The following is a 19,517-nucleotide window of genomic DNA, read 5'->3' as shown; positions in this document are numbered from 1 at the left end:
TTGTGGTTGTGCATTGGTATTGGTGTGTACTTGTATGCCAAATCTTAATAGAACTGCTACGGTCCACTAATGGCCGTTAGGTGCTGCGCTCAAGCATGTCGTCGCGCCCGCTTTTGGAGGGTTTATCGTCGTCTGCCGCTCCAATCCCGAGAGCTTTGTCTCGTATTTGGAGGTTTTATTTACGTCATCTGCTCCAATCGTGAGAGAGTGTTCTCGTAATTGGAGCTGTCTACCTTACGTTTTGCTCCATTTGCGAGAGGTGAGTATCGTGTTTGGAGGGGGTGTCGGTGTTTCGTCTGGTATGGTTCTTGGTTTGTAGTGAATGCTTATTTATGGAAAGTATCGTGAGTTAGTATCACAAACGGTATTGTTTCAAATCTAAATAAACTAAAAATCGAATAAGAATTGATTCCGATTCAATACATAGAGACTCTTGCGAAAAGTAAAATAATGAGTATAACTTATATAGAAGAAAGTTAACACTGAGGTTTTTCTTTTATAAATTTTGTATTTTTCATAAAAGTTAAAAGATTTAAATTATTATCAAAATTTTATCAAAGGAGATTGTGATGGTGAATGAGAATGCATCTGAAGATAGTAATGAAAACAATAAAAATGAATTGCTTGATTGTTTGATTGGAAAAAGAGGTTTATTTTTTACTGGATCAGGAATCAGCATTGAATCTGGGGTTGCAAAAGTTTATGATGTCTTACAACATACTTGTAATAAATTCTTGGTGGGATTTGATAAATGTTATACGTTTGTTCCCCAATGTGTTCCCCAAAAAGAAATGTCTCGTAAAGATTATATTTGTAAAATGGTTCAACCAGAATTATTTTATTCAGTACTACTGGAATGTACAGAGGATGATCGCGTTTTAGAGATGTGGAATTGTCTTAAAAGAGACCATTTCACGAAGGACTATACACCGCAACCCAATATAATACATTATTTCATAGTAGCTTATTCGCATTTTGCAAAGGTTCCAATTTTTACCGTGAATTATGATAAAATGTTCGAATCAGCTTGCGAAAAGCTTAGGTTGCCATATCATGTTTATGTTGATCGTCCAACTGATAAATCAGTTGAATCACAAGTAGTAATCTGTAAATTGCATGGAAATTTAAGAGAAAATTCAGGGAATGCAGTAACAAGCGATGATATTGCAACAACAATGCCAGGTATTTCCAAAAAAAGCGATTTTGCAGATTATGTAAAAAGAAATATTAAGACGTATGACGTGTGTATTTGGGGATATAGCGGAAGAGACGCGGATTATTTTCCGATTTTGCAAAATAGTCATTATGAGGACAGAAAATTTTTCTGGACGATTGGAAATCCTAAAGAATCTGAAATTGATAAGCAAACAGAAGACAATGCTTCATCATTGCATAATGTAGTCAAGATAACAGGATATCCATCCAATATGAAAGATAAGTTGATGAATGTGTTATTAACTTTTAAAGGCGGCAAAGATATTGTTGATCGTATTCGTGAACTAACTAAGGACAACTCAGTTTCTGCAGAAGAAAAAGAAAAATTTTTAAAAGGAATTGAGTCACAAATTGATGCGGAAAATATATCTTTTAATAAAGAAATATTCTGGATGTTGCTTTTGCAAAGAACTGGGCAAAATAAAGATTTAGGACATATGATTAATCAATACGAAGAATTAACTAGCAAAGAAAAAATTATATTGCTAAAAGCGAAGAGTTCCTTTGCAAGAGAAAGTGCGAATTTTGATAAATATCGTCAACTTGCGAAAGAACTAAAGAAAGCAGCAAAGAAATACAGATTGCCATCTAAAGACAGACGTAAATATTTAGCAGAGTCAAAAATCGAATATGTGTCTTCGTTGCAAATGCGTGTTCCATCGAGCCTTTTTTTAAAAGTTCCGTTATTAAGAAGAAAGTACGTTTTATTGCTTTTTGTTAGGTTCCGTTTTGCACTTTTGAATAGCATGTTTATTCGTGATAAAGAATTGTATAAGAATGACGAAGTCGTTGCACAAGAATGTGAACTTAGGTCTTTGGCAATAGACTGTAAAATTCCATTTTTAAAGGAACGTACAAAAAGAAAACTTAGAAGTTTATTGGCAAGAGCTAAGGCTATAGGTAATCACGCAACAATGACTGGAGCTTGTAAGTATCTCTGCAGATTATATCCATACAATAAAGATGAGTATGATCACATGGTTAAAATCGTTGGAACTATAGGCAGTGATTTGAGTGCATTGTCTATTATTCATAGGGATGAAGATGTTAATAAATCTTTAGAAGAAGCTAAGGAAAATGGTAACACTTTGAACATCGTGAAAGCTATTTTTAAAAAGAAGTCTCTTATAAATGATTGTGCGGATTTGACAATTAGTGATGAAGAAAAAGAATTGTTATTTAATTCCATCAAAAAGATTACTCCAAAAAGTTTGAAGAAAACGCTTTTGATCATAGGAGAACGAGAGGGTTTATTTTTGAAAAATAGCAAATAAAAGTCATATATAAAATTTAAATCGGTTGCAGAAGAAGATAAATCGACAGAACGTGGGGTGGATTTGTCTAAAACACAAAATCAGCCGATGTTATCGACAAAACGCAAGTCGAAACTGTCGAAAATACCAAATCGTTTGGTGAAATCGACAGAATGTGAGTCGAAATTGTTTAAAACGCATAATCGTTTGGTGAAATCGACAAAAATCAGGGTGATTTTGTCGAAAACATAAAATCAGCCGATGTTATCGACATTTTCTATTGACTGCCAAAATTATTAATGCGCGCTCAAGCATGTCGTCGCGCTCCAATCGTGAGAGCCTTGTCTCACGTTTGGAGCGTGTCGGTGCGTGTTTTGCTCCATTTGCGGGCGCGACGACCTGCTTGAGCGCTGCGATTTAGCGCGCGAAAGCAACTCGGAGCGGAAACTCGCTTAGGTTGGAAGTCCAGTGGACTTCCAACGCGAGTTTCGTAGCGAGCGCTTATAGCGCGAGCGTCATCTCGCATTTGGAGGGTTGTCATCTGTGTTTTGCTCCATTTGCGAGAGAGTGTTCTCGCGAATGGAGGTTTTATTTACGTCATCTGCTCCAATCACGAGAGAGTTGTCTCGCTTTTGGAGGGTTTATCATCGTATGTTGCTCCAAATGCGAGAGGACTGTCTCGTGTTTGGAGGGGGTATCGGTGTGTCGCGCGAAAGTGGCGGTTTTGCAACGTTTTATGGAAGCTCGGGTAGGGTATGCGCGAGTTTCCTGAGAGTTTCCTGGGAAAAATCTTAAAATTTCTTAAAAACGTATTTTTTATAGTAAAAAACTACTTATAACAATACTTTTTACAGCATATGGTTAGATTATCGTATTTTCTTTAGCAGATTTTCGTATATTTTACTGTAGTGATGCTTAGGTTGCCTCTTGACTTTTTCAAACGGGGGGGGGGTATCTTAATTGCAGGTATCAACCAGAGTCCTAGTTTGGCTGATGCTAAACACGAATCCGAATCCTACCTAGATGGATGAGGTCAGAAAAGGTAATTCGTGTTGCAAATTTTCTTCGTGTTCCTAGCACGAAGGAGAAGAAGAAAGGAAATTATTATGTTGAATAAGAAGGCTATCGCCGCATTTGCTGCTGGCGCCACCCTCCTCTCCGGTATGGCATTCGCCGCTCCAGCTTTCGCTGAGACCGCTCCAAAGAAGCCAACTGCTGAACAGTGCAAGACTGCTCAAGACAATATTAATGATGCTAAGGCTGCTTTGCAGGATGCAAAGGATGATCTTGTTACCGCTAATGCTGCTAAGCGTCGTGCTCATGTTAAGCTTGACAAGGCTACAGCTCTTGTAGATGCTTATAAGAAGGCTCTTAAGGATTATAATGACGCTAAGGCTGAAGAGACAGCTGCAGGTAATGATAATGTTAAGAAGGCTCAGGCTGGGGTTAAGAAGGCTCAGGCTGAAGTTGCTTTTGAAGCGGCACGCAAGGCTGCAGAAGACGCTAATTCTGGTATAGCTCTTGGTGGTGCTGCTAAGACTGCAGAAACAGCAACTGCTGATGATTACAAGGATAAGCTCACTGCTCTCGATACCAAGGCTCTTGATGAGGCTGCTCAGAAGGCTGAGGATAAGGTATCTGCAGCCCAGGATAAGCTTGATCTTGCTAAGATTCATTTGACGAATCTTGGTTGCCAGGCCAGTGGTAGTGAGCAGAATCCTCCAAAGAATCCACCTGTTACCCCAGCTCAGCCAGGTTCTAAGGAAGAGGCTATTAAGAATGTTCTTTCTAAGAAGGTAGATGTTGATGCTGCTTCGCACAACTTTGCTGAGAAGAAGGAAGCTTATACTAAGGCTGCTGCTGCTTTGACTGCTGCTAAGGCTGAGCTTGATGCTGCTAATAAGGCTGCTGCTGTTGCTGCTCAGAATTTGTCTGATTTTGAGGCTTCTGGCGTGAATGATTCTGCTAAGTTGAAGAGCTTGAAAGAGGCTGTTGATCGTGCTGATGCTCATGTAGTTCGTACTACTGCTGCTTTCAACAAGGCTTTAGCTGATTTCAATGATGCTAAGACTGCTGATTTGGCTGCTCAGGCTGCTTACAATGCTGCTAAGGATGCTTATGATGAGGCTTACAATGCTGCTATCAAGCTTGGTGTGAATCCTGCTTTGCTTCCTTCTGTGACTGCTGTTGACCCATTGTCTCCTGCTTTCCCACAGCTTGCTCAGGCTCAGAAGATTTATGCTGATGCTTTGGCTGGTAAGTTCGGTGCTGCTGCTCAGAAGGCTGTTCAGAAGGCTGAGGCTGCTAAGGCTCCTGCCGCTGCTGCTGCTGATAAGAAGGCTGATAAGCAGGGTAAGATTACTGTTGAGAAGGGTAAGGATAAGGCTGGTAAGAACCTTCCTAAGACCGGTGCTGCTATTGCTTTGACTGCTTTGGCTGCTTCTGTTCTTGCTGGTATGGGTGCTGCTGTCCGTAAGGTCCGCCACTAAGCAATAGTTAAATGTGAGTATTCCAACGCGTGGCATAAAGCCCAAAGTTGTTCTGTAAGTTTTATGCCACAACTTTAATTCGATATCCGGTTTGTAACGCTAGTTGCTAGAGCATTTCCTTTTCTTGCTAGCGCGCTTGCCAGATATATGAATTTAAGTGTAGGAATGCTTAGTCTAGTATTCAGTGCTACTAGGGATTGCACCGATTGCTAGATACTTTTGTAGGGTCACCATTATGGTGGCCCTACTTTTTATCTATAACCCAAGTATTTTGGCGCCGGCTCCTGCGATATCTAACTAATGGTTTCATCAAATGTTTTTGCAGCATACAACTCATCTAGTACCCTTTGCCAGTTTTGGGATGTTTTTTACAGCATAATTTGCCAGTTTTAGGATGTTTAAGGATTATAAAACAATAACAGCTCTTTTGTTACTGCTACGACTGTGACAAAAGTAAAAGATTACGGCACAACTAAAAGTTGCGAAAGAAAACCGCTAAAATAGTGAATATGAGTGCAGTAACGACGCAATACGTTGAAGCAGCTGGTGGAATTATTTATCGCAAGCGCAATATTACAAACAGCTCAAACGCAGGTGAAGACGCAAAAACAGGTAGCAATGTAAGCAAGCCAATAAAGCCTAGTGATGACGACTTTGAGCTTTGCCTTGTTTACCGTCCTAAATATGACGATTGGAGCTGGCCAAAAGGAAAGAATGAGCAAAACGAATCGCATCGTCACACTGCAGTTCGCGAGGTTGGAGAAGAAACAGGATATTCAGTCACGCTTGGCCCGCATATCGCTAAAATAGAATATCTGCTTGATCACGAAGGCAAAAAATCCTCCAAAAACAACGCGTCAGATAGCAGTCAGAACCGCAATAGTCAACCGGAAGTAATAAAGCGAATCCACTACTGGATGATGCGTTTAATTGACAAGCCGTCCGCAGCAAAGCGTCTTCCTGCTTTCGGACCAATTAAGCCTGCTAAACCCACTGAAATCGGCAATGTACTGTGGCTTACTCCTTCTCAAGCACGAAAAAAGCTTACGCACGATAGTGACTGCGAAGTGCTAGACGCTTTCTTAGATAAGCTACACGAAGGGCAAGTCGAATATAGTACGTTGCTTTTAGTGCGTCACGGAAAAGCTGAGTCTCGAAAAACTTGGCAAGGAAGCGAAGCGACTCGACCAATCACACCTCTAGGTGCTGCTGCTTCATACGCTCTAGGCCGCGAGCTTGCCTGCTATGCGCCGAATAAAATTATATCGTCACCTTGGAAGCGTTGTTTAGAAACTCTCGACGCTTTTGCGCACGATTCTTCGCTTTCTATAGAACAGGCTGCGGAACTTACCGAAGATCATCACGAGAAAAAACCAAAATCTACATTGTCTGTTCTTGTGAACGAAATACAAAATCTTGAGCGTAATGCACAAAATGCAAGCGTTACAAACAATGCAAACTCAACTGTCATATGCCTGCACCGCCCGGTTATCGGCACTTTCTTCGATTATTTGCGAGGAATAACAAAACCTAGAGCGCACAAGCGCATACTCAGCCAAAAATCTCCATATATGCCTACAGGAAGCGCAATAGTTTTGCATATAATTAATACTCCTAAAGGCGCTCGCATTATCGATATTGAAAAGGTTCTTCCAAGTGTCTACTAGTTTAAATTCGCAATCAAGTTCTATTCATTCAAGCAGATCTGCTTTTATGCCAAGCCCAAACGGTTCAAATCGTCCAAGCAGACCTGCGCAAATGGATCCAGCTATGCTCGCACAAATAGAGGGCGGTACAGATCCGCAGGTTGTCAATGAGATTAGCCACACATCCGCTGCTGTTCTGCTTAACCGTGTGCATAAAACGCAGTCGCCAGAAATCGTTGAGCGCGTGCTGAATTTGGTTGAAAATGAGGGTATTGAAGTTATTGCAGATCTGTGGAATCATGCAGAAGCGGAATCTCTTCCTGGAATACTTTGGAGACTTTATTTATTGCGTATTTCTTTGCGTAAGAATCGTGAGGCTTACGCTGAATATTGGCGTCTTGGCGAACCTGAAGCCACAAGCGCATCAGCTATTACAGGAATTGATGAAGCTCCTACAGGAGATGATATTGCGCGACTTGCAGATTCTATTCTTTCCGGCGCTTTTACCGGCGATTTTGCTGTAGCGCTTTATCGTGCTTCAGCTTTTACTTCTATTATTTCGCACGGAATGCATGTTTACGCGAAAAAGTTGGATGAGCAAAATTCTAATTCGATTAATACAGAAAAAATTGCACATATTTTGCACACTTCCGCAAATCTTAATTCACTTTCATGCACTTTCCGTACTTGCGCAGGATTATGGCGATTAGGGAAACTTGAGTAAATTATTTGTGATTAAATTTGTGATTTGATTTGGATTCAAGTTGGATTCGAATTATGCGGCGCGCTGAAAATTAAAAACATGTATACTCGAGTTTGACGCTGGCTTGTGCTTAAGCCCCGGGCTCCATTTTTTGCCGCTGCGAGCGGCGTTTGCGCCGACAGGCGCTTTCGCAAGTCAGCGTTTTATATTTGAGATTAGAAGCTAACTACTGTTTGTTAACTGTTATTTTGTTTATATTTTGTTATAAATCTCACGGCACGCCGATAGCTTTACATGCCATGCTTGCATTAACCTAGAAGGTATGGATCTTCATGTTTTACATCATCCGCTGGTGGACCATAAGCTCACCGTTTTGCGTGATAAGAATACACCTTCTAACATTTTCCGCGAGTTGGTTTCCGAATTGGTAACCCTTGAAGCGTACGAAGCAACTCGCAATTTGGAAGTTAGCGATCGCGAGATTGAAACTCCTATTTGCAAGATGATTGGCAAGCATTTGAACCGACCACGCCCAATGGTTGTGCCGGTTTTGCGCGCTGGCCTCGGTATGCTTGACGGCATGACTCGTCTTCTTCCAACCGCTGAGGTTGGATTCCTTGGTATGAAGCGCGACGAGCAGACGCTCGACATTGTTACTTATGCCAACCGTTTGCCAGAAGATTTGACTGGTCGTCAGTGCTTCCTTCTTGACCCAATGCTTGCCACCGGCGGCACTTTAGTTGCTGCTACACATTATTTGGCTGAGCGTGGAGCTAAAGATGTTACCGCTATTAATATTTTGGCAGCTCCAGAAGGCTTGAAGCGTTTGGAGAAGGAGATTGATCCTTCTATTGATTTTAAGGTTGTTGTTTGCGCTGTTGATGAGCATTTGAACGACAAAGCTTATATCGTTCCAGGTCTTGGCGATGCCGGCGATCGTTTGTATGGTTTGATCGACTAATATACTCACCAAATCAAGCGAAAACTAGAAACTAAAAAATAGCCTGCTGATTTGCAACACTTTGCGATTTCAGCAGGTTATTTTGTATTTAACATGGACAAATTTTAGCGAGGACGACTTATGGCGACTTCGCGAGCGCGATCTGCTAATTCGTTTAGTTTCGCAAGCTCTGCACGCTGAGAGTTAGTTTGCTTTGGTGCAAATTCGCCGTAACGATTTTGCGCAGCAGTACGAATTAAAAAGTCAGCCAAACGCGGATTTTTCGGCAAAACTGATCCGTGCATATAAGTGCCGATAACGTTGTATTTGCGAGCGCCTTCCGTGTGATCTTCGCCATTATTTCCGCAATTTTCGCTGTCAACAGAGCCGAGTGGCTGAGTATCACCCTCCAAGCTTGTGCGCCCAGAATGGTTCTCGTAGCCCACAATATCGCCAAAATCGTCGCTATGCTCCACAAGATTTCCAATCATGCGTACGTCTTGACCAACAGTATGCTCGCCAAGTATGCCAATACCTTTAAGTTTTTGACCCTCAATGGTTTCGAAATACTCTCCAAAAAGTTGGTAAAGACCGCAAATCATAAGCATTGGAACGCCATCTTTTGCAAGCTCACGAATAGAATCCGCGCGCGCAAATAAATCTTCAGTAACTCTACTTTGACCATGATCTTGACCGCCACCGCCAAGAATCATATCCACGCGCTTGGGCCAAGCATCACCAACGTTGTACTCGTGGAGCACGGGCTTGTAACCGTATAATTCCGCTCGACGCATAACAGTAAGCACATTGCCATAGTCGCCGTAAATATTCATGTCTTTCGGGTACAGCGAAACTATATTCAAAACTCGATTTTTAGTTTCGTTCTTATCGCTAATAGCACTCATAGCAACTACTTTCCGATTAGTTTCCGATTACTTTCCGACTCCAACGTCTTTGACTTTTGCAAGCTGTGCTAACTTAGCTCGCACACGAAGCATAGCAGTATACGTGCAGTATATTCGTTTAGCGCGTTTAGCTCCACCTGAAAAATCGCCTTCAACGAATAAACGAACATCTTCTTCTAAATCAGTCCCAACATTCTTTGCTGAAACCTTATCGTATTCCAATCTTAACGCCATATCCCACGCGCGAGTGCCAGAAACACAATCTACTCCAGTTTTACTTAAGCAAGTAAAATCAACATCCCACAGCCAGCTCATGTCTCTTCCGTCTGCGTATTCGTCACAGATTGCAATCATTGTGTCATGATTTTCAGGCTGGTCTGAAGCGAGTGCAAGTCTAAAGCCAATAGGATTTTTAACTAAAACCAATTCAACTGGAGAACCTGAAACTTCAATTATTTCGCCTCTGCCAAAAGCAGGCGTTACTTTTTCTAGTGCTTCAACAATATTGTCATCGTTGAAAGTTTCTGCTTTACCTGTAACTTCAGCCAAAATTGCGCGAACTACAGTTGCAGCTGCGGCCGCGTTGAAAATATTGTAAGCTCCGTCAAGTTTCATAACGGCAGTTTTTCTTTTGCCTGAAAGTATGAAATCAGCTTTATGATTTTCTATTTTCGCCAAAACCACATCTGCTTCAGGAAGCTTGCGTGAGAATGAAGTATTTTTATTTTCGATCTTATTAGAATTACTGTGCAAATCATCGTCCGTTGGGAACATACTTCTAACGTCGTCGCCTAAGCCGAAATATTTTACTTTACAGGACGGCAAAATATCTTCAGAAAGTGCAGAAATTCGCGGATCTTCACGATTTAGTACCAGCACTTTCTCGGTTTCTCTAGAAACGTTACTTAACAATTTTGCAGTAGTATCTATTTCTCCAAAACGGTCTAGTTGATCTCTCATAACATTTAACAAAACCGCATATTTAGGTTTAATTTGTCGCACAAAATGTACTGCGTAGGCTTCATCAAGCTCTAGGACTGCAATATCCGCATTTAGTTTTGTGCTTACTGCGCTCATCTCTTGTACAAGTGACGCAACTACGCCACGAGTAAAGTTCGATCCAGTAGGGTTTGTGAACACTCGCAAGCCTGCGTCTCTAAGCATAGTTGTTATCATGCGCGTAGTGGTTGTTTTACCGTTCGTTCCGGAAACAAGCACAACGCCGTATGGTAGTTTTCCTAAAGTTCTTGCCAAAAAACCTGGGTCTAGTTTTTCTACTACTTTTCCTGGGAGCGCGCTTCCGCCGTGTTTCAATGCTCTTGACACTGCGCGTACAAGTTTTCCTACTCCCGGCATAAAGCAGCTAAACCAACGTTTCCTGATTTTTTCTCGCGCGTCACTATGATTCAATACGTTTTCTGAATCATCTGTACCTTCAGCGAGCGCAGTCATTGAGCGCGATTTCTTAAAATTATTTTTCACGCCCGCATCACACTCCTTGTTGCTGCATCTCTTGAGGCATATCTTTAAATTTAGATGTAGCACCCAGGAACGCTAGTTTAAACGTGTCTGTAGGGCCGTTGCGATGTTTTGCCATAATAATATCGGCTTCGCCTGGCCTGTCTTCTTTATTATAAAAATCAGGACGATGCACAAGAAACACAACGTCAGCATCCTGTTCGATAGATCCAGATTCGCGCAAATCTGAAAGCTGCGGCTTCTTATCATTGCGCATTTCAGGACCACGATTAAGCTGGCTTAAAGCTACTACCGGCACTTCAAGTTCTTTAGCAAGAAGTTTTAGTGCTCGCGAAAATTCTGAAACCTCTTGCTGACGGCTTTCAACGCGTTTTCCGGAGCTCATAAGCTGCAAGTAGTCTATAACAACAAGTTTCAAATCGTTAGTTTGCTTTAAACGGCGGCATTTTGCGCGAATTTCCATCAAACTCATATTTGGACTGTCGTCTATAAAAAGCGGAGCGTTTTGCATTTTAGTCCAGAAATTATTAAGTGTATTCCAACGATCCGGAGTAATATCTTCTGCTCTTCGCATTGCAGCAAGTGGAATATTAGTTTCTGCAGAAATAATTCTTTGCGCTAGCTCAACTTTGCTCATTTCTAGAGAAAAAACTATTGCTGTCATTTGATGATGCAAGGCTGCGGATCTTGCGAAATCAATACCCAACGTTGATTTACCCATTGCAGGACGTCCTGCAACAACTATCATCTGTCCTGGCTGTAAGCCTTGTGTAACGTCGTCTATATCCCTGAAACCAGTTGGAACGCCTTGCTCTAGCTCATGATTTTGCAGTTTATCTAATTGATCTAAAGCATTTTGCAAAACGGGACCTATAGCTACGTAATCTTGACGTACTTTACCAGCACTCATCTCATATACTTCAGATTGCGCAAGATTGACAATATCTTCAGCTTGAGCGCCTGTAGCAGAATAGCCCATTTGCGCAATCTTCGTTCCTGCTGCAATAACGTTACGAAGAATAGCATTTTGATGAACAATATCTGCGTAGTACATTGCGTTTGCTGCAGTCGGTACAGACGCTACAAGACTGTGTAAGTAATCGGCTCCACCGACTTTATCTAAATTGCCGGCTTTCATTAGTTCGTTAGCTACGAGTACAACGTCAACAGGCTGTGAGCCGGAAAACAATGTAAGAATTGCGTCATAAATAGTTTGATTCTGCGGCTGATAGAAATCAGCAGTTTCAAGCACTTGTGAGACTTCGCCTATAGCATCTTTGCTCATAAGCATTCCGCCCAAAACCGCCATTTCTGCATCAGCATCGTGCGGAGGTATACGATCAAATAATGTTGTTCCTACGCCACCTTCAGAACTATTCATGTTAGGCGTATTTGTGCCGTACGCTGTCTTTGAACTGTAAGTAGTGTTGCTACTTGCTGCCCCATTGAGTCTTGCGTTCCTGGGCGACGACTGCCACATATCATTATCTGTCATAAAAACGAGTATAAACGTTTGAGTGAATTATATGTTCGAAGCAGCATCTTTTATTTGTTACTTTGCTGAATACTATTTTCAATGGTTTACTAGCAAATTTATACAATGTTTAAAATGATCCGCAACATTATAATTTTCCTAATATTATTTGCGAAAAAATTAATTTGCTTTAACACATATTCTTAATAAATGCAAACTGCGTATTTAATTTGGAAAAGTTATCCGCAGGATATCCACAGTATTATCCCCAATATGTGGATAATTTCATGGGATATACACAAAGACACGCCTAAAATGTGGATAACTCAGCTTTTTATCCACATCGTAAACTTCGTGCGTGTCACTTTTGCGTAATTTAGTAAAATTATTGCCAAAATATGAAATTTGGTACAAAAAAGCCGTACGCTTTATAAGACGCACGGCTATTATTTTTTATTGCTATTTTCTATTATTTTGAGGCTTAGTAGGTTTCTTCTTATACGTTTTTGATGCCTTTTCATCAGTTTTTGCTTTTTTATTAGATTCAGGCTCTGTCTGGCGGTCAGCATCTGAATCTGTTTCTGTATCCGTGTCGGGTTCAGCTTCAGTCTTGACTTCAGCTTCAGCTTCTGTTTCAGGCTCAGTCTTGACTTCAGGCTCGCTATGCTCTACTTCTTCGCTATCCTCAACTTGGGCTTCAGACTGCTCCTCATACATTTCGGAACGTTCCAATGTTGCATCAGGCTCTTCAGAAGTCTGAATAGTGGATTCTTTTGCATCAGAAGCAGTATCTGCTACAGAAACAGTAACAGGAGTTAACACAGCCATTTGCGTAGAACCAGCCTCAGTATCAGCAACTTCAACCACAGCGCCGGTAACGCCTCCAGAGCGAGACTGAGCAATACTTGAGAAATCATAAGCGCGCTCACCCTGATCTACTAAGTCAACGCCCTTACGCTCTTTAGCCTCAGAAATACGCCAACCAAAAAGCTTTTCTAACGCAAACGCAATCACAGAAGTAAGAACGCCAGCATAAAGCACGCTAATAGCTACTAGACAAAGCTGTGCAAGAAGTTGATGCCAATCTCCTGTAGATAAAACGCCATTACGAGCGCCAAACAAGCCGACAGCAATAAGACCAATAAATGCTGCAACACCATTAACACTCACAATGTGCAAAGTATCATCGTATCGAGTAAAAGTGCGAGATTTCGAAATCAGCGAAGTGACAATGCCAACGATCACACCAAGCATTATTGACCAAATTGGCGCTATAACGTCAGCAGTAGCAGAGCTAGCTGCCAAACCAGCCATAACTCCAGATGCAGCACCTAAAGCACTAAAGCAGCCTGAACGCAGCCTCTCAGTCACGCCCCACGTGAGCATAGAAGAAGAAGCAGTAATTGTAGAACTCACCCATGCGTAACCTGCTACTCCGGAAATTCCAGAAGAAGAACCAATAATAAGTCCAATCCAGCCAAACCAAATAAGGAAAATACCAAACATAACAAAAGGAACATTATGAGGCTGCCTTACAGAAGTCTCAATAACAGAAGCTTTAGAAACTTTAGTTTCAGGATAAGTAACATCTTGTTCGCCAGCATTAACAGATTGCAATCTAGCTACATCAGACCATAATGCTTTAGATAAACGTCCCTTTGAACCATTTGCGCGATTTTGATTATTAGATTTTCCATTTTTGCCAGCTTTCGTAATCTTTGCAACATTAGTCACATGTGCAAAAGATACAGAAGACTGCAAAACTGCGGTTTTAGTGCGCAAAACAAAACGTTTAAGTGGGAAGTGAGCGTGGCCGCCAATAATCATAACAATTGCTAAAGCAGAAACTGCTGAAGAAATTTGTAGAACTGAAGCTCCCGCAAAATCATGAACTTGCATACCAAATGCTTGAGAAATTGCGCCATTTGGAGAAAGAAGTCCTCCACCAAACACCATGTGAGCTAAAGGAGCAAAAACAAAAGTAACCCACAATGCTACGAAAATAAGCCAAATAGCGTATCGTACACGTCCTGCTAAAGCTCCTGTAATAAGAGACACGGCTACAACAGCACATGCAAGGTGGAATACTGCTTGAATACCGCCAGTTAAACCTAAATTGCCATTTACTGACGTAAACACTCCATTATCAGAAACCATAGAGTCTTTAAATAGTAGACCTTTCATAGGGTCGCCGACGACTCCGCCAAGACTATCCTTACCAGCAAAAGCAAGAGACCATCCCCACATAGTCCACACCAATGTTGTTACAGCAATAGCGCCTGCAGAAAGCATCATCATGTTTACCATAGAAGTAGCGCGCTCGCGTCCACCGTAAAACAGTGCAATACCAGGCGTAATAATAAACACCAATGCGCTGGCAAACAATAATGCCCATTGCGGATCCATCGCAGTCATATATCACCTCAACATTTTCACTAGTAGCAAACGCATTCGTTGTGTTCACAATATGTATTGTAACTACAAACCCTACCGTTAGATTTTAGAATACTTACAGCTTATAAGCATAATTGCAATCTAAAGCAGTAAAGAGTCTAACGAAACTAGCGCTCGCTTTTAATAAATCAATCTATTATGCCATCAACAAAACTTTCAGGATCAAATGGAGCAAGATCATCTGGTCCTTCTCCAAGACCCACCAATTTTACAGGCACTCCGAGTTCGCGCTGAACGGCTATTACAATACCGCCTCTTGCTGAGCCATCAAGTTTAGTAAGTACAACTCCGGTGATTCCGATTGCTTCTGCGAATACCTTTGCCTGAGTCATACCATTTTGTCCGGTAGTAGCGTCTAACACTAGAAGAACTTCATCAACTGGCATAGTTTTTTCTACGACTCTGCGAATTTTGCCAAGCTCATCCATAAGATTAGCCTTATTTTGCAATCTTCCAGCAGTATCTACAATAAGTATGTCTGTGTTGGATTCTTTTGCTTTATCGGCTGCAATAAACGCTACAGAAGCGGGATCTGCACCATCTTTTTCAGCGCGAATAACTGGTACATTAACTTCTCCAGCCCACGTTTCAAGCTGATCTGCAGCAGCAGCGCGGAAAGTATCTGCTGCAGCGAACATTACAGAACGATTTTGAGCAACAAAAAGACGAGCCAGCTTACCAGCGGTAGTAGTTTTGCCAGTACCGTTTACTCCGACCATCATTACAACTCCTGGATGATGAGCTTCCGGCTTATCTGCGTTCAAGCGTCGATCAGTGTTTTTGCCTACCAGATCCAAAAGCTTTGTGCGTAAGGCTTCGTGAATATCCTCAATTTGTGAAGTGCCTGCAATTCTTGCATCTTTTTGCAAGGATTGCACGAGTTCTTCACTTGCTTTTGTGCCAACATCAGCCATTAGTAAAGTATCTTCTACGTCTTCCCAGTCTGATTCTGAAAGATTATCTTTACTTAAGATTTTGAATAGTGCGCGACCAAAAGGATTTGCGCTATTAGATAGGCGTTCTCGTAGACGTTTTATACGAGACGTGGCACTTTCTGGAATTTTTACAGTAGAATTATTTGACTCAAGCTTAGGCTTTTGCTCTAACTTAGGTTCAGCTTCAGAAGATACTACTTCTTCGCTATCTTCTACTTTTTTGCTTACTTCGTTTTCTTTATTCTTTTTATTGCGTTTGGAAAAGAATTTAAAATAAGCAACGCATATAAAGCAAACTGCTACAACAATTACAGCCGCGCACAGCCATGCGGAATAATTTTCTGCACTAAAAAGTCCAGCTAAACTAAACATATCAAACATATATTAAGCATATGAGACTCAAAGTACAGAGACAATATAATTAAGCTGTTTTTATTAGTTTTTTTTTATAATTTTGTTTGCAGATTATCAATTTGATTACTATATAAAAATCGGATTATTGCTGCTTTTTCGTACGTAACTTTCTTGATTAGATAACTATTTTATTGATATCGTCATAGTAGAAAATTTATTAGCACATTACTTAGTGCGTAAAAATAAGGGGGAATTATGAATTCTGATACTGAGCTAGAAAAAAGTGCAAATATTCACGTATATGGAGCCGACTGGTGTGGAGATTGCAGGCGAGCTAAAGCTGCGTTAAATCAGTACGGTGTACCATTCGTATGGCACGACATAGAATCTGAAGAGGATGCTAAGGAAAAAGCGATCGAAATTAGTGGGCAAAAGCATATTCCTGTTGTGACTTTCAGCGATAACTCGTTTATGGTTGAGCCTTCAGCTGTACAAATTAAAGTTAAGCTTCAGTCATTAGGTGAGCTTAAATAATGTATATAACACGCCAATATTGTAAATAATTTATTTCGTCTCTTAAATGTAGTACACTTATTCACTGTTGCCCCTTTAGCTCAATTGGCAGAGCAGAGTCCTTTTAAGTCTTGGGTTGTGGGTTCGAGTCCCACAGGGGGCACTTTTTTGTATCTTAATCGCGTAGCCAAGAGCGTATAAATCTGTTTATTATACGCTCATGGCTTGTGGCTTAATTAATTCAAATAATCAGTTAAACCAGATACCTTAGTTGATTCAATCATCAGTCGATGATAGATTGATCGATTTATTTAAATCATCTATAAGTTTGTCAGCATCATCGTAGCTTGCTTCACCTTGTGCTATTGTTCTTCCGAAATTTTGCATAGGATCCCAGAAGCTACACATTTCAATTATTGCTGGCTGAAGAATAGAAGTGTGTGCTATAACTTGCATTTCTGCTTCGCCTGCAGGGTTAGCTTTACTCACAAATTTACTAAGTCTTTTATCTGATGGTACTGTACCTGTTTGTTCAAAAGATACTTTTTGAGAGTTTTTTGACCCAAGAAATGTTGCAAATTTAGCGGCAACTTCTTTATAAGCAGAGTTAGGATTGAAACCAAAATCACGCGATCCAGAAAAAGCTTTCATCTGGAATTCGCCAATTTTAGTTTTAAACTTTGGAAGGCTAGTCGCAGCATAGTTAGATCCAAGAATTCTTTTCACGTCACTTGCATCCCAGGTTCCAGAAAAAATGGCGTCCGCAGAACCCTCTCTAAGGCATTGAAGATCCCTTCCATTGCCGCCTAAAACAAAATTACTGTTTTTTGTTAGATCAATAACATATTGGGTTATAGCAACGGCTTTCTTATTGAATTTTATACCTTTACTAGCATCATTCCCATTTTTACCAAAGAACGATACAGCTCCATCAGAATAGAATCCAGCAAGATACCACGCATTACTAATATCAAAAGCTACTTTGCCTTTTGCAATCATCTTATCTAAAGATTTAACATCGGCAGGTGTGAATTTTGATTTATTGTAATACATTAGCCATGAGTTGGTTGTATACGGAACACCGTATAGCTTTCCATCTGTGTAGGTAACACTACGAACAACTACATCATCATTCTGCTTTTTTACCTGTTTAACAGCGTATGGTGGAAGTTCGCCCAATTTGCCAAGTTTTAATAAATCTTCAATCATATCATTGCAGTAACTGAAAACATCAGGACTTTCGATATTTTCATTCATTTCTCTTACAGTGTCGGGAGACTCAACCGTGCTATTTTTAAAAGTTATTTTGTATTCTGGATGGATTTTCTGGAATTTTTCTTCCATTTTCGTAACCCAACTATTGTCGTCGCGAGCTGACCATACGGTTAAATTAACGTCTGTAATTTTCGTAGGTTTAATATGTTTCTTCTTCTTGTGTTTTACTATTTTCTTATTATCGCTAAAAAGTATTTTGTCACTGTAAGACTGGTTAGTACCGTCGTTACCGCACGAAGAAAAGCTTACGAGCATTACTACTGCAAAAACGCTACAAAATAGTTTCTTAAGTTTACTCATTTCATCCCTCTAAATTATCTCTCTAGATATAATTAACTTAAAACAAACAGAAATATTAAAAAATCAGCTCGCCCACACGCTATCGTCTTGATTGTTTTCGTCACCATTATTTTCTAGTGATTTCGAATACGTATATTCATCATCAATTACACCAGAGTCAGCGTCTGCGTTGATTGCAGCAAGTACACGTTTATCCATTTTGTATTGTGGTAGCACGTTTTTAATGTAACTTTCTACAGCATCTTGCATAGCAACGTCGTGACCAACTTTTTCTGCCATAAACCATCTATGATCAAGTACTTCGTGGAAGAACTGAGCTGGTTCAATTTGTGAACGGAATTCAGGAGGAATCATGCGAACAGTAGGTTCAAAAATTTCACGCATCCAGTCGGTTGCGACGATTTCTAAGTCTTCACCTTGACGCCAGGTAGCAGTACGGTAAGCGTCCAAATCGTTAAGTAATCTGCGTGCCTGATTTTCCTGCACGTCCAAACCGGTTAGTCTTAACAATTTACGCGACGCATAACCTGCATCAACAACTCGAGGACGAACCAAAACTCTACGGCCGTCTTCTGAAGTTTTCATTTCCAACTCGTCTACGTCGAAGCCAAGCTCATTAAGTCGATTTACTCTGCGCTCGATACGCCACATCTCATCTGGGCTAAACTTATCAACATCTGTAAGAGTGCTCCAAAGAGAATGATATCTTTCTACGAGTCGATTTCCTATACTAATTTCGTCTACTTCGCTAGGAAGAAGTTGGCCTGAGCTCAAATCCATAAGCTCGCCAATAATATTGGTTCGTGCTAAATCTATATCGTATTCGCGCTGACCTTGAGTAAGACTTCCATGAAGATCACCGGTTTCTGCGTCTACTAGGAACGCTGAGAACGCGTCTGCGTCTCGTAAGAATAGAACGTTAGAAAGCGATACGTCACCCCAGTAGAAGCCTGAAAGATGTAAACGTACCATTAGCACAGCTAAAGCATCTATAAGACGCTCTGCAGTATCTGGTCGAAGTGTGCGAGCAAAAAGTGCGCGGTATGGAAGTGAAAACTTTAAATGCTTAGTAACAAGCATTGCCTCGAGCTTTTCGCTGTTAGCGTCGCGTCTACCTGCAACAACTGCAATAGGTGTTACTGTTGGTAGCTCTAATTTGCGCAAACGCCTAAGAAGTTCATACTCGCGTTCTGCAATCTGGCGAGTGATTTCCTTCATAGCGTAAACTTCTTCGCCAACGTGGACGAATCTCACAACGTGTCTAGAAATACCACGAGGTAAGTTTACGAACAAGTCAGCAGGCCATTGAGCAAGCGGTAGCTCCCATGGGAGAGTAAACATTTTAGGATCTGAACTAGCAGCGGTGATTTTTAACGCTGGTGGTTCCTGTGACGATTCGCTTTCATCCTGCGCAGACACTGATGTTGCCTGTACAGCGCGCGGATCCAATTGAGGAGCTTCGTTCCATTCCATATGTTCTAATCTACCTGTCAAGCTCGGACGTAAATGGCGTAATTGCTGAAATCTCAGTTATATAGCCAATTACAGTATAAACAAATGATTAATAAATTTGCATTATTAA

General features: G+C 41.0%; 12 protein-coding genes, 1 tRNA gene and 1 pseudogene. 7 read left to right on the top strand and 7 right to left on the bottom strand.

Translation table 11 applies throughout. From position 1 onward, the window contains the following. Positions 1-569 precede the first annotated feature (569 nt). The 5 genes from ACPFYS_RS03740 (at position 570) to upp (ending at position 8,267) form a co-directional block, all read left to right on the top strand. Complete coding sequence (locus ACPFYS_RS03740; RefSeq protein ID WP_427875989.1) at positions 570-2,489, top strand: SIR2 family protein; 1,920 nt, start codon at positions 570-572, stop codon at positions 2,487-2,489. 1,085 nt (positions 2,490-3,574) lie between these two features. Then, positions 3,575-4,957, top strand: a complete 1,383-nt coding sequence (locus ACPFYS_RS03735) for a hypothetical protein (protein ID WP_427875987.1) — start codon at positions 3,575-3,577, stop codon at positions 4,955-4,957. Positions 4,958-5,466: 509 nt separating this feature from the next. Continuing rightward, positions 5,467-6,624 carry an NUDIX hydrolase gene (locus ACPFYS_RS03730; protein WP_427875985.1) on the top strand — a complete coding sequence of 386 codons (1,158 nt, stop codon included), beginning with the start codon at positions 5,467-5,469 and terminating at the stop codon, positions 6,622-6,624. A 46-nt stretch (positions 6,625-6,670) separates the two neighbouring features. Then, complete coding sequence (locus ACPFYS_RS03725; protein WP_427877646.1) at positions 6,671-7,327, top strand: thymidine phosphorylase; 657 nt, start codon at positions 6,671-6,673, stop codon at positions 7,325-7,327. 301 nt (positions 7,328-7,628) lie between these two features. Continuing rightward, positions 7,629-8,267, top strand: coding sequence for a uracil phosphoribosyltransferase (gene upp, locus ACPFYS_RS03720; protein ID WP_427875983.1), 639 nt, complete (start codon positions 7,629-7,631; stop codon positions 8,265-8,267). A gap of 104 nt (positions 8,268-8,371) precedes the next feature. Here the strand turns inward: upp and ACPFYS_RS03715 are convergent, their stop codons facing one another. From ACPFYS_RS03715 to ftsY, 5 genes and pseudogenes are all read right to left on the bottom strand, one after another. Then, complete coding sequence (locus tag ACPFYS_RS03715) at positions 8,372-9,151, bottom strand: type 1 glutamine amidotransferase (protein WP_427875981.1); 780 nt, start codon at positions 9,149-9,151, stop codon at positions 8,372-8,374. A 27-nt stretch (positions 9,152-9,178) separates the two neighbouring features. After that, complete coding sequence (locus tag ACPFYS_RS03710; protein ID WP_427877644.1) at positions 9,179-10,507, bottom strand: MurT ligase domain-containing protein; 1,329 nt, start codon at positions 10,505-10,507, stop codon at positions 9,179-9,181. A gap of 133 nt (positions 10,508-10,640) precedes the next feature. Further along, positions 10,641-12,011 (bottom strand): replicative DNA helicase, encoded by a 1,371-nt coding sequence (gene dnaB / locus ACPFYS_RS03705; RefSeq protein ID WP_427877642.1) that lies wholly within the window; start codon positions 12,009-12,011, stop codon positions 10,641-10,643. Between the two features lie 978 nt (positions 12,012-12,989). Beyond that, positions 12,990-14,519 (bottom strand): annotated as a pseudogene (locus ACPFYS_RS03700) (ammonium transporter); the annotation flags it as partial. A gap of 167 nt (positions 14,520-14,686) precedes the next feature. After that, positions 14,687-15,865: a signal recognition particle-docking protein FtsY gene (gene ftsY / locus ACPFYS_RS03695; RefSeq protein ID WP_427877640.1), complete on the bottom strand. Its 1,179-nt coding sequence runs from the start codon at positions 15,863-15,865 to the stop codon at positions 14,687-14,689. 237 nt (positions 15,866-16,102) lie between these two features. On the opposite strand from ftsY, the gene ACPFYS_RS03690 reads away from it, so the two are divergent. Both ACPFYS_RS03690 and ACPFYS_RS03685 read left to right on the top strand, forming a co-directional pair. Next, a complete protein-coding gene (locus tag ACPFYS_RS03690) occupies positions 16,103-16,381 on the top strand; it encodes a mycoredoxin (protein ID WP_427875979.1) in 279 nt (92 codons plus the stop codon). A gap of 69 nt (positions 16,382-16,450) precedes the next feature. Next, a tRNA-Lys gene (locus tag ACPFYS_RS03685) sits at positions 16,451-16,523 on the top strand. Between the two features lie 113 nt (positions 16,524-16,636). On the opposite strand, the gene ACPFYS_RS03680 is transcribed toward ACPFYS_RS03685, so the two are convergent. Together ACPFYS_RS03680 and ACPFYS_RS03675 are read right to left on the bottom strand one after the other, a co-directional pair. Then, positions 16,637-17,935 carry an extracellular solute-binding protein gene (locus ACPFYS_RS03680; protein ID WP_427875977.1) on the bottom strand — a complete coding sequence of 433 codons (1,299 nt, stop codon included), beginning with the start codon at positions 17,933-17,935 and terminating at the stop codon, positions 16,637-16,639. 63 nt (positions 17,936-17,998) lie between these two features. Then, the gene (locus ACPFYS_RS03675; protein WP_427875976.1) at positions 17,999-19,408 is read right to left on the bottom strand and encodes a DUF4032 domain-containing protein; all 1,410 of its coding nucleotides are present in this window, start codon (positions 19,406-19,408) and stop codon (positions 17,999-18,001) included. Positions 19,409-19,517 lie beyond the last annotated feature (109 nt).

The organism is Gardnerella sp. 2492 (assembly GCF_050320365.1).
Taxonomy (GTDB): domain Bacteria; phylum Actinomycetota; class Actinomycetes; order Actinomycetales; family Bifidobacteriaceae; genus Bifidobacterium.
Note: the sequence above shows the minus strand (reverse complement) of the source record. Positions and strands in the feature narration are given on the sequence as shown.